Below are 11700 nucleotides of genomic sequence, written 5' to 3'. Positions count from 1 at the left end.
GGAGAAGACAGATGAACCTTCAGGACATGTTCGGCCTCGACGGCCGCATCGCGCTCGTCACCGGCGGCTCGCGCGGGATCGGCAAGATGATCGTCGAGGGCTATCTCGCCGCGGGCGCCGCGCGCGTCTATATCTCGGCGCGCAAGACCGCGCAGATCGAGGAAGCGGTCGCCGATTTCGAGACGCGCTATCCGGGCAAGGTTATCGGCCTGCCGGTCGATCTCGCGACCGTCGAAGGGTGCCGCGCGCTGGCGAAGGAGCTTGAGGCGCGCGAGGAGCGGCTCGACATTCTCGTCAACAATGCCGGTGCGGCCTGGGGCGAACCGTTCGAGGGCTTCCCCGAGGCGGGCTGGGACAAGGTGATGGACATCAACGTCAAATCGCCCTTCTTCCTGACGCAGGCGCTGCACGGGCTGCTCAAGGCGGCGGGCACCGCCGAACGCCCGGCGAAAGTGATCAACATCGGCTCGATCGACGGCCTGCGCCTCAATCCGTGGGAAACCTACAGCTATCACGCGTCGAAGGCGGCGATCCTCTATCTCACCAAGCGCCTTGCGGCGCGGCTGGTGACCGACAACATCATCGTGACCGCGATCGCGCCGGGCGCCTTCCAGTCGGACATGAACAAGGCCGCGCGCGACCATGGCGACGCGGTCGCGAAGAGCATCCCGGTCAAGCGCATCGGGGTGCCCGAAGACATGGCGGGCGCCGCGATCTTCCTCGCATCGAAAGCGGGCGACTATGTCGTCGGCGACACGATCGCGGTCGACGGCGGACTCGTCCACGGCGATCTGAAAACCAGCATCGACGCGTAAGCCCGGCCTTTAGTTTTCGTCACCCTGAACTTGTTTCGGGGTCCATGACCTGACCTCTAAGCTCACGCTGCGTTTTCGGCGGGGTCCGGCCATGGATGCTGAAACAAGTTCAGCATGACGAGGGGTGAAAAGTTGACTCCAGCATCACAGGGTGTATTATCCAGATAATGCACCAAGGAGATGTGCCATGCGTTTCGCGTATCTGATCCCCCCGATGATGCTTCTCGCCGCCTGCGGGCAGGGCGAGGACAAGAAAGACCAGCCCGAAGTTTCGGTCAACGCCGGCGACGAGCATGGCGGGGTCCAGATCAGCACCAACAAGGATGGCAGCGGCCGGATCAAGATCGGCGGCGACGGCGTCGGGCTCGACATGAAGCTTCCCGATTTCGCCAACCTCGACATCGAGGGTGATTTCGACATCGACGGGGTGAAGCTTTACCCCGGCAGCAACGTCACGACGGTCAACGTCGATCCGCTCGCCAAGGACGGCAATGACAAGGCGAAGGTCGAACTGGGCTTCACCTCGCCCGCCACGCCGAAGAAGGCCGCCGACTGGATGGCCGCCGAGTTCGCAAAGAAGAGCGTCGCGGTGGCGCGCTCGGGCGACACACTCACGGGCAAGACGAAGGATGGCGAGGATTTCGCAATCAGCTTCGCCCCCGACGGGGCCAATGCCAAGGGCAAGGTGCTGATCACGAAAAGCTGATCGTCCACGTCATTGCGAGGAGCTTCGCTTCGCTCGCAATGACGAAAGGCTTACCCGCTGTTCCGCAGCGCCGTCGCGATCGCGTTGATCGTCAGCTGGATGCCCTCGCCGATGCGCGGGTCGGTTTCGCCCGCGCGGTGGCGCTTCATCAGTTCGATCTGCAGCAGGTTGAGCGGCTCGATATAGGGCAGCCGCAGCCGGATCGACGCCTCGAGTGCCGGATTCTTTTCCAGCAGCCGCGACTGTCCGGTGATGGCGAGAAGCCCGTCATGCGCGCGGTTCCAGCCGTCGCGGATGCGGGTGAAGATCGCGTCATGCCCCTCGACCCCGGTCGCGAGCTCGGCATAGCGCGCCGCGATTCCCATATCGGATTTCGCGAGCACCATTTCCATATTGCCCAGCAGCGCGCCGAAGAAGGGCCAGCTTTCCGCCATGTCGGCGAGCAGCGCCTTGTCGCCGAAACCCGAAAAGGCCTCGCCCGTCCCGTACCAGCCCGGCAGCATCGTGCGCGCCTGCGCCCAGCTGAACACCCATGGAATCGCGCGCAGATCCTCGATCGCGGTCGATTTGGTGCGGCTCGACGGGCGCGATCCGATCTTGAGCCCCGCGATCTCGGCGATCGGGGTCATCGCGCGGAAGAAATCTCTGAACGCCGGCGTGTCATAGACGAGCCCGCGATAGGCGGCGAAAGCGGTATCGGACAAAGCGTCCATCGCCGCGACGAAGCGGCCATGGTCGGCGTCCGCCACGCCCTCGGGCTCGAGGCTCGCGAGCAGGCTGGCCGAGACCATCGCCTCGAGGTTCGTCGCCGCGCTCTCGGCGGTGCCATATTTCGCCGCGATCACCTCGCCCTGTTCGGTGATGCGGATGCGGCCCTGCACCGTGCCCGCCGGCTGCGCGCGGATAGCGGCAAAGGCGCTGCCGCCGCCGCGCCCGACCGCGCCGCCGCGGCCGTGGAACAGCTGCATCGACGTGTCGGCTGCCTCGAACACCGGGGTCAGCGCGTCGGACGCCTGATGCAGCCCCCAGGTCGAGGTCAGATAGCCGCCGTCCTTGTTCGAATCCGAATAGCCGATCATCACTTCCTGATGCCCGCGCGCGGCAATGTGCGGCGCGATTTCGGGCAGCGCGAAATAGCGCGCCATGATCGTGGGCGCGTCGTCGAGGTCGGCGATGGTTTCGAACAACGGCACGACCATCAGCGTGTCCTGCCCCTCGGCCGACCACAGCCCGGCTTCGCGCGCGAGGACATGGACCTCAAGCAGGTCGGACAGGCTTTCGGCCTTGCTGATGATCCACTGGACGATCGCCTGATGACCGAGGCGGCCCCGAACCGAGGCGGCGGCGTGGACGATCGCGAGTTCGCCCGCGGTTTCCTCGCTCCATTCATGCCAGCTTGCTGCGAGCGGACGGTTGACGCTGAGCTCCTTGCGAAGGAGCGCAACCCGCGCCTCTTCGTCCAGTGCCAGATAGTCGCTCTCGACCCCCGACACCTTGAGCAGTTCGGCGAGCACGCGTTCGTGGACCGCGCTGTTCTGCCGCATGTCGAGCGTCGCGAGGTGAAAGCCGAAAACCTCGACCGCGCGGATCAGCCGCCCGAGCGCGCCGATCCCGCCGAGCTGGCCTTCGCCGCTTGCCGACAGGCCGTTCGCAATCACGAGCAAGTCGCGGCGGAAATCGGCCGGGGTGGCATAGGCCTTGCCCTTCAGCGCCGACGGGCGCGGCGGCGGCTTGCCGACGATGCCCGCATAAGTCGCGCAGACGCGGGCATAGATGCCCGACAGCGCGCGGCGATAGGGCTCGTCGCCGCGGCTCGGCGCATTGTCGCCGCTGGCCTCGGCGAGCGCCTCGACGGCTTCGGGAACGGGGGCGAGCCCCGACGAGACCGACAGTTCGGCGCCGAGCGCGTGGACGGCGTCGGCATAATGGCCGAGCACCGCCGCGGCGTTGCGGCTGGTCGCCATCTGGAGGGTTTCGGCGGTGACGAAGGGATTGCCGTCGCGGTCGCCGCCGATCCAGCTTCCGACGCGCAGGAAGGGGGCGGGACGCTGGCCGAGTTCGGCTTCCCAGCGCGCATAGAGCTTGGGCAGCACCGGCAGGAAGACGTCGCGCAAATAGGTCAGCGCATTGTCGATCTCGTCGGCGACGAACAGCTTTTCGGTGCGCAGCGGCCGCGTCTGCCACAGCAGCACGATCTGACGGCGGATGGCGTCCTCGACGACGTCGCCTTCGGGCGTCTCGTCCTGCCCCGCGTCGCGCAGCCCCATCAGCTCGGCGATGCGGTTCTTGTGGTCGAGCACCGACTTGCGCCGCACCTCTGTCGGGTGCGCGGTCAATACCGGGGCGACGAGCGCGGCGTTCAGCAGCGCCGCGACCGCTTGCGCGTCGATTCCGTCGGCGCGCAGCTTGCCGAGCGCCGCGGCGACCGTTGCTTCAGGCTCGGCCGCCACGCCCTGCCGGTCCTCGGCGAGGTTCGCGAGCATCGAGAAGAGCATGAAACCGCGCACGAAGGCGACGGTGTCGTCGAGGCTCAGCGCATCGAGCCCGGTGTCGATCGCTTCGGCGCCGTCGAGGCCGCGATGCCGGTCGACGCTGACCGAACGGATATATTCGGTCTGCCGGAACAATTTCTCGCCGCCATAGGCGCGGATGACATCGCCGAGGATCCGCCCGAGATAGCGGATGTCGGGATTTTGCGAAATCTGGATCGGTGGGCCCATGGGCCCAGCTTGCTGCACCTGCGAAGGGGCAGGGTCAAGCCGCGCATAGCTATGCCTGGGACAGATCAGTTCGTCTTGACGAGATTCAGCATGCCCATGTCGATCGCCGGGCGGCCATCGAATGTAACAGAATTGCGCGTGTCGGTGATGAACATCAGCCGGCCCGAGGCGTCGGTGATGCGCGCCGATACCGCATAGCTGTGGCGCGGATCGAGGCGGCGCTGGTCAACGGTCAGCCGGAACACAAAAGGCACCTGCCGGCCGTCCGCCGTGAACGATTGCTGCGCGATCGTGCGCGACGGCGCGTCTGCAAGGCTGACGTCGTCGAGCCGGATTTCGACCTGCGCCGTCGGCGGCAGCGCGATGCGTTCGCGATAGGCGATGCTGCCGGTCACCGCGACGGGCTGTTCGGAAGGCATGATCGTCGCGCAGGCGCCGAGCGACAGGCTTGCGAGGCCGAGGGCGAGAGGAAGGGCGGTACGGATCATGTCGGGTCTCCTTTGTTGGCGGCCCGATAGGATGGCCGAGGTGAACCTTCGCTGTCCCGGGATACTATCCTTCTCAGCCTTCCAGTTCCACATCCCAATAAAGCCAGTCGATCCAGCTTTCGTGCAAATAGCCCGGCGGGAAGCAGCGGCCATTGTCCTGCAACTGCCAGCTCGTCGGGCGCCACGGCTGCTGGTGCAGCGGCATATGCGCCTGCTGCGGCGTCCGGCCGCCCTTTTTGAGGTTGCACGGGGCGCAGGCGGTCGCGACATTTTCCCACGTCGTGCGCCCGCCGAGGCGGCGCGGGACGACATGGTCAAAGGTGAGATCCTTGCCCGACCCGCAATATTGGCACGCAAAGCGGTCGCGCAGGAACAGGTTGAAGCGCGTGAAGGCCGGATATTGCGACGGCTTCACATATTGGCGGAGTGCGATCACGCTGGGGATCGGCATCGTCCGCGTCGGCGAATGAATCTCGCGCTCGTAATTTTCGACGATCGTGACGCGGTCGAGGAAAACCGCCTTGACCGCGGTCTGCCACGGCCACAGGCTCAGGGGATAGTAACTGAGCGGCGTGTAATCGGCGTTCAATACCAGGGCAGGACACGAGTCGGGATGCCGGGCAAGATCGGGATGGAACATGGCTTGGTAACGCTGCCCCCATTGCTTCACGGGATGGCGCGCCACTGCCTCCCGCGCGTGACACTGTCATTACATGACGCATCAGAATCTGGCGTCAAGGGGGCATGTGCCGCAAGATATGGAATGATTCATTTCGGCGCGGCACAGCATATGGATTCGTTTGCGCCGCGATGCTGACCCGCTTCGCGCCCAGTCCAACCGGCGACCTGCATCTGGGGCACGCCTATAGCGCCGCACTGGCGCATGCAGCGGCGCGCGCGGCTGGCGGATGCTTCCATATCCGCATCGACGACATCGACGGCAGCCGCTCGCGCGAGGAGTTTGTCGCCGCCTCGCTCGCCGATCTCGACTGGCTTGGCCTTGCATGGGACGGCGATCCGGTGCGCCAGTCGGCGCATCTCGGCGACTATGCCGCGGCGCTGGAACGGCTTCGCGCGCGGGGCTTCGTCTATCCCTGCTTCTGCACCCGCGCCGACATCGCGCAAAGCCTCGCCGCGCCGCACGGACCTTCCGGTATCCTTTATCCGGGCACCTGCCACCACCTCTCCGACGCCGAACGCGCGCGCCGCGTGGCGTCGGAGCCGCATTGCTGGCGGCTCGACATGGCGCGCGCAGTGGCGCTTGCTGGCGAACTCGTCTGGGAGGAGGAAGGACAGGGTACGCGCGCCGCCGACCCGCTGGCGCACGGCGATGTCGTCCTCGCGCGCAAGGATGCGCCCGCCAGCTATCATCTCGCGAGCACGGTGGACGATGCGGCGATGGGGGTAACGCATGTGATCCGCGGCGCCGACCTCATCGCTTCGACCGATGTTCACCGGCTGCTCCAGGCGCTGCTCGACCTTCCGACGCCGCTCTATCGCCACCACGCCCTCGTGTGCGGCCCTGACGGCAAGCGCCTCGCCAAGCGCGATGCCGCCGCCGGGCTCGCGGCGCTTCGCGACGCCGGGGTCGACGGACGTGCGCTCGCCGCCGATTTACGAGCGGGACGGCTTCCCGCTGGATATTCGCTGCAAAATCCGTAAAGTGGTGTCATGCAGATCATCCTCGTCCTTGCCGTCATCGGAGCGGCTGGCTTCGTCCTCTTCTCGCTGGCTCGTGGGCTTTTCTATTTCGCGCAGGGACACCGCGCGGCGATGGACGGCACCGCGCACGAAAATCAGGTGCTGCAGAACAAGATGATGATGGCGCGCGTGAAGTGGCAGGCAATCACCATCATCCTGCTCATCATTATCGGCCTGACCGCCGGCGGCAGCTAAGCCGACCCGCACATGGTCAAGCTCAACAAGATTTACACGCGCACGGGCGACGACGGCACCACGGGCCTCGTCGATGGATCGCGCATCGCCAAGTCGGCCCCGCTGATGGCGGCGATCGGCGATGTCGACGAGGCGAACAGCTTCGTCGGGCTGGCGGTGGCGGTACTCGATCGCGCGAGCGAGGAAGCGGCGATGCTCGTCCGCATCCAGAACGAGCTTTTCGACCTCGGGGCCGACCTTGCGACCCCGCCCGACATCCAGTTCGGCTTTGGCCCGCACGACATGGCGCTGCGCATCGTGCCCAGCCAGATCGCGCGTCTCGAGGACGAGATCGATCGTATGAACGACAATCTCGACGCGCTCAAAAGCTTCATCCTGCCCGGCGGGACCGAGGCTGCGGCGCGGCTGCATCTGGCGCGCGCGGTGACGCGCCGCGCCGAGCGTGCGGCCGTCGCGGCGAATGCCGACCGCGATCTCAATCCGCTCGCGCTCAATTACCTCAACCGCTTGTCCGACCATCTGTTCGTGATGACGCGCCATATCAATGCGGCGGCGGGCGGTGACATATTGTGGAAACCCGGCGCGACGCGGTGATGTTCCCTTAATGTTCTAGACATTCCCTCGCGCTGTAACCATATTCTGTTCAGTCGCGAAACCGAATCGCACCTCGGGGGATTGTCTGAGTCATGGCCAGCCGCACCGACATGTCGAAAAAAACCGAGTCATTGGAAAAGCTTGGTGAAGCGCTTGGCGGTCGCTTCGCCGCGACGCGGCGCCTGTCGCTCGACCTTGTCCGGACATTGTCCGATGCCGATGCCAGCGCGCAGTCGATGGCGGACGCGTCGCCCGCGAAATGGCATCTCGCGCACACGACCTGGTTCTTCGAAACCTTCGTTCTCCGCGATCATCTTCCGGGCTATCGCTTGTTCGACGAGCGCTATCCCTATCTTTTCAACAGCTATTACGAGGCCGAGGGGCCGCGCCATGCGCGTCCGAGCCGCGGCCTGCTGACGCGCCCGTCGCTCGACGAAATCTGCGTGTGGCGCGCGCATGTCGATGCCGCAGTGCAGACCGCGCTCCCCGATCTGCCACCCGCCGCGCAGGGGCTGGTCGAGCTGGGCATCCATCACGAACAGCAGCATCAGGAATTGCTGCTCACCGACCTCAAACATCTCTTTGCGCAAAACCCGCTCGGCCCCGCCGTGTGGAAGGCTGCAATCGCGAATGAAGTTACGCAGTTTTCCGCGATGAAATGGGTGAAGGGCGCCGACGGGATCGCGGCGGCCGGCCATTCCGGGGAAGGCTTCGCCTTTGACTGCGAGGGGCCACGCCATGACACGCTGCTTGCCCCGCACGCGCTCGCCAGCCGTCCGGTCACCAATGACGAATGGCGCCAGTTCATCGATGACGGCGGTTACCACATATCGTCGCTGTGGCTCAGCGACGGCTGGGCATGGGTGCAGGCGGAGGATATCGAGGCGCCGGCTTATTGGCGCGACGGGCAATATTTCACCCTGTCGGGGTGGCGCGACATCGATCCCGCCGCGCCGGTGACGCACATCAGCTTCTTCGAGGCCGACGCCTTTGCGAGCTGGGCGGGGGCGCGCCTGCCGACCGAGTTCGAATGGGAAGCCGCCGCCTCGGCCTTCGACGCGTCGTCGGGGCAGCAACTCGATGCGGCGGGTCCGGTTCAGCCCGATGCCGCGAACGCCGACACCGATCTGCAACAGATGTTCGGCAGCGTGTGGGAATGGACCGGCAGCGCCTATCGCCCCTATCCCGGCTTTCGCGCCGCGCCCGGCGCGGTCGGCGAATATAATGGCAAGTTCATGAGCGGGCAGTTCGTCCTGCGCGGCGGAAGCTGCGCCACGCCGCGCGGTCATATGCGCGCCTCCTACCGCAATTTCTTTTACCCCCACCAGCGCTGGCAGTTCACCGGCGTGCGGCTCGCCAAGGATCTGTGACATGAGTGTTGTGCGTCAACTTCGGCAGATTTCTGCCGACGATGCGGGTGTCGATATCGCCTTTCGCGCCGACGTTCATGCCGGGCTGGCGCAATCGCAAAAGGCAATCCCCGCGCGCTGGTTTTACGACGCTACGGGCTCGGCGCTGTTCGAGGATATTACTGCGCTTCCCGAATATTATCCCACGCGCAGCGAAACCGACCTGCTGACGCGCCACGCCGGCGAAATGGCGGCGGCGATCGGCCCCGGGCGTGCGGTTGTCGAACTCGGCTCGGGCAGCTCGACCAAGACGCCGCTGCTGCTGCAGGCTATCGACCCCGCGGCCTATGTGCCCGTCGATATTTCGGGCGATTTTCTGCGGGCCAGCGCCGACGCGCTCGCGGCGCGCTTTCCCGGCCTCGCCATCTATCCGGTCGAGGCCGATTTCACCCAGAAGGTCGACCTGCCGCGCGAGATATGCCCGCTTCCCAAGCTCGGCTTCTTTCCGGGTTCGACGATCGGCAATATGGTCGCGCGCTCGGCGATCGACCTGCTCCGCAACTGGCGCGCCGCGCTCGGCGACGGATCGCTGATGCTGATCGGGGTGGACCGGATCAAGGACGTGGATGTGCTGACGCGCGCCTATGACGATCCGGCGGGCGTCACGGCGGCGTTCAACCTCAATTTGCTCGAACGGATCAACCGCGAACTCGGCGGCGATATTCCGGTCGAGAATTTCGCCCACCGCGCAATCTGGGACGATGTCCATGCGCGCATCGAGATGCATCTCGTCGCGGCGTGCGACATGGTCTTCACGATCGACGGCCGCCGCTATGCGATGGCGAAGGGCGAGACGATCCACAGCGAGAACAGCCACAAATATGGCCCGCGCGACGCGAACCTGCTGCTGCGGGCCGGGGGCTGGACGCCGGTCGCGACATGGGATGACGTCGATCCCGCCTTCGCGCTGATCCTGGCCGAGGCGACCGAATTCCGCTCGGCGCCCTGACGCTCCACCCTTGACGCGAAGTCTTGAGGTCGTAGGGGCACGGGCAAGGTTTCCAGCGAAAGGGCATATTATGATCGTCGGCGTTATCGGTGCGGGACAGATGGGCGCGGGCATCGCGCAGGTTTCGGCGGGTGCCGGTCATGACGTGCTGCTTTCCGACATCGACATCGCTCGCGCCGAAGCGGGCAAGACGGGGATCGCCAAGGCGCTGGGCCGTCTCGTGTCGAAGGAAAAGATGACGCAGGCCGATGCCGACGCGCTGCTCGGTCGCATCACGCCGGTTGCCGACCATAGCGCTTTCGCGCCTGCCGATCTGGTGATCGAGGCGGCGACCGAGCGCGAGGAGATCAAGCGCGCGATCTTCGCCAGCGTCGGCCAGCATCTGTCGGCGACGGCGATCCTTGCGTCGAACACCAGCTCGATCCCGATCACGCGGCTTGCGCAGGCCGCGCCCGATCCAGCGCGCTTCATCGGCGTCCATTTCTTCAATCCCGTGCCGGTGATGGGCCTGATCGAGCTGATCCGCGGCCTCGCCACCAGCGACGATACGCTGGCGAAGGTCGAAGCCTATGGCCGCGGCCTCGGCAAGGAGATCGTCCATGCGAATGACGCGCCGGGCTTCATCGTCAACCGCGTGCTGATGCCGCTGATCAACGAAGCGATCTTCGCGCTCGGCGAAGGTGTCGCGACGATGCAGGATATCGACGCCGGCTGCCGCCTCGGCCTCAACCATCCGATGGGCCCGATCACGCTCGCCGACTTCATCGGCCTCGACACTTGCCTCGAGATTATCCGTGTCCTGCAGTCGGGAACCGGCGACCCCAAATTCCGCCCCGCGCCGCTGCTCGTCCAATATGTCGAGGCGGGCTGGGTCGGCAAGAAAGCAGGCCGCGGCTTCTATGACTGGACGGGGCCGGAGCCGGTTCCGACGCGCTGACACCGGACAGGGAGGGGATCATGGGGAAGATGTTCGTTGCGGTGATGATGGCGTACGCGCTGGAGACGGGTGCGGTTGCCGCGCCGCCGGCGCCTGCCGAACGCACCGATATCATCAACTTCGACGCAGCCGACGCAAAGATGAATGCGGCGATCGCCGAGGCCAAGCGCAGCTTCCCCGATTTCCTCGCCGCCTATCGCTCCGGGCGATATGATAGCGACAGCTTCGTGTTCAAATATCCGCTTGGCGGTTTCGAGCATATCTGGGTCAGCTTCGACCGGATCGAGGGCGATACGCTGGTCGGCCAGCTCGCCAATGTCCCCGAACAGCCGGGCTTCCGCATCGGGCAGGAGGTTCGCGTTCCGGTGTCCGATATCAGCGACTGGGCGTATCGCGGCACCGACGGTGTCATCGTCGGCCATCGCACGACGCGCGTGATGCTGGGCCTGATGGATGAAGAGACGCGCCGGTCGACCATCGACTATATGGGCTGGTAGCACGGCCGCTCCCGCAAAAAGGGCGGCCCTCCCAAATTAGGGCTGGACGGCTGCCGCCGCGTTGCACAGGATTGCGGCAGGGGTCGAAGGCTTTTCCTTTGGGGGGACATCATGCGTTTGTTTATCGCGGCTGCGGCGGCAGCCTTTCTCGTGTCGGCGGCCCCGGCACAGGCCCAGTCGGTCAGCATCAGGAATCCGGCCGCTTTCTGGTCGACGCTGAAGGCGATGGGCTATGCGCCGACGCCGATTACCAAGGCTGATACGGTGCCCGAGTTCGATATCGAGATCGAGGGGTTCACCACCACCTTGCGGCTTCAGGGCTGCACCGCGGGCAAGGACTGCAAATATATGACCCTCGTCGCATCGTACAGCGACGTGCTCAACGCGCCGCCGACGTGGATGCAAAAGATGAACGACGAGTTCGATCTGCTGCGCATCGGCACCAATGATCAGGGTCAACTCTATATGTTCGGCGCCTATGTCATCGAAGGATTGCCGCAAAGCGAGCTCAAGCGCATCTTCGATTATTGGGCGTCGGATACGGCCGCGATCGGGCAGGAAGCGATCGACGGCGGCTATACGACCGGGGATTGATCGACGGCGACAGAGAGCAGGGAGCCGAACGGGCCGCTTTGCGTTGGATATCAGAACCCCGCGGCAAGGGCCTGCGGGGCAACGGGAGACAAGCC

Annotated in this window: 13 protein-coding genes; 10 read left to right on the top strand and 3 right to left on the bottom strand. The window is 65.4% G+C overall.

Annotation, left to right across the window (positions count from 1 at the left end; all coding sequences use genetic code 11):
* Positions 1 to 11: 11 nt before the first annotated feature.
* Positions 12 to 815: an SDR family oxidoreductase gene (locus ACQY80_RS06140; RefSeq protein ID WP_428684664.1), complete on the top strand. Its 804-nt coding sequence runs from the start codon at positions 12 to 14 to the stop codon at positions 813 to 815.
* Positions 816 to 1002: 187 nt separating this feature from the next.
* Positions 1003 to 1521 carry a hypothetical protein gene (locus ACQY80_RS06135; protein WP_428684662.1) on the top strand — a complete coding sequence of 173 codons (519 nt, stop codon included), beginning with the start codon at positions 1003 to 1005 and terminating at the stop codon, positions 1519 to 1521.
* A 50-nt stretch (positions 1522 to 1571) separates the two neighbouring features.
* Here the strand turns inward: ACQY80_RS06135 and ppc are convergent, their stop codons facing one another.
* The 3 genes from ppc to ACQY80_RS06120 all read right to left on the bottom strand — a co-directional run bounded on the left by ppc (position 1572) and on the right by ACQY80_RS06120 (position 5369).
* Positions 1572 to 4241: a phosphoenolpyruvate carboxylase gene (ppc, locus tag ACQY80_RS06130; protein ID WP_428684660.1), complete on the bottom strand. Its 2670-nt coding sequence runs from the start codon at positions 4239 to 4241 to the stop codon at positions 1572 to 1574.
* A 65-nt stretch (positions 4242 to 4306) separates the two neighbouring features.
* A complete protein-coding gene (locus tag ACQY80_RS06125; protein ID WP_428684658.1) occupies positions 4307 to 4729 on the bottom strand; it encodes a YbaY family lipoprotein in 423 nt (140 codons plus the stop codon).
* Positions 4730 to 4802: 73 nt separating this feature from the next.
* Positions 4803 to 5369 carry an HNH endonuclease gene (locus ACQY80_RS06120; protein ID WP_428685768.1) on the bottom strand — a complete coding sequence of 189 codons (567 nt, stop codon included), beginning with the start codon at positions 5367 to 5369 and terminating at the stop codon, positions 4803 to 4805.
* A gap of 170 nt (positions 5370 to 5539) precedes the next feature.
* Between ACQY80_RS06120 and gluQRS the strand changes: the two genes are divergently transcribed.
* The 8 genes from gluQRS to ACQY80_RS06080 all read left to right on the top strand — a co-directional run bounded on the left by gluQRS (position 5540) and on the right by ACQY80_RS06080 (position 11605).
* Positions 5540 to 6391 carry a tRNA glutamyl-Q(34) synthetase GluQRS gene (gene gluQRS, locus ACQY80_RS06115; RefSeq protein ID WP_428684656.1) on the top strand — a complete coding sequence of 284 codons (852 nt, stop codon included), beginning with the start codon at positions 5540 to 5542 and terminating at the stop codon, positions 6389 to 6391.
* A 9-nt stretch (positions 6392 to 6400) separates the two neighbouring features.
* Positions 6401 to 6625: an HIG1 domain-containing protein gene (locus tag ACQY80_RS06110; RefSeq protein ID WP_428684654.1), complete on the top strand. Its 225-nt coding sequence runs from the start codon at positions 6401 to 6403 to the stop codon at positions 6623 to 6625.
* Between the two features lie 12 nt (positions 6626 to 6637).
* Complete coding sequence (locus ACQY80_RS06105; RefSeq protein WP_428684652.1) at positions 6638 to 7219, top strand: cob(I)yrinic acid a,c-diamide adenosyltransferase; 582 nt, start codon at positions 6638 to 6640, stop codon at positions 7217 to 7219.
* Between the two features lie 92 nt (positions 7220 to 7311).
* A complete protein-coding gene (egtB, locus tag ACQY80_RS06100) occupies positions 7312 to 8589 on the top strand; it encodes an ergothioneine biosynthesis protein EgtB (protein WP_428684650.1) in 1278 nt (425 codons plus the stop codon).
* Between the two features lies 1 nt (position 8590).
* Entirely contained in the window at positions 8591 to 9577 is a 987-nt protein-coding gene (gene egtD, locus ACQY80_RS06095; RefSeq protein WP_428684648.1) for an L-histidine N(alpha)-methyltransferase, read from the top strand.
* 70 nt (positions 9578 to 9647) lie between these two features.
* Complete coding sequence (locus ACQY80_RS06090; RefSeq protein ID WP_428684646.1) at positions 9648 to 10514, top strand: 3-hydroxyacyl-CoA dehydrogenase NAD-binding domain-containing protein; 867 nt, start codon at positions 9648 to 9650, stop codon at positions 10512 to 10514.
* A 20-nt stretch (positions 10515 to 10534) separates the two neighbouring features.
* A complete protein-coding gene (locus ACQY80_RS06085) occupies positions 10535 to 11011 on the top strand; it encodes a DUF2314 domain-containing protein (RefSeq protein ID WP_428684644.1) in 477 nt (158 codons plus the stop codon).
* A 111-nt stretch (positions 11012 to 11122) separates the two neighbouring features.
* Positions 11123 to 11605 (top strand): hypothetical protein, encoded by a 483-nt coding sequence (locus tag ACQY80_RS06080; RefSeq protein WP_428684642.1) that lies wholly within the window; start codon positions 11123 to 11125, stop codon positions 11603 to 11605.
* Positions 11606 to 11700 lie beyond the last annotated feature (95 nt).

The sequence above is a fragment of the Sphingopyxis sp. genome (assembly GCF_965279755.1).
Lineage (GTDB): Bacteria > Pseudomonadota > Alphaproteobacteria > Sphingomonadales > Sphingomonadaceae > Sphingopyxis.
Note: the sequence above shows the minus strand (reverse complement) of the source record. Positions and strands in the feature narration are given on the sequence as shown.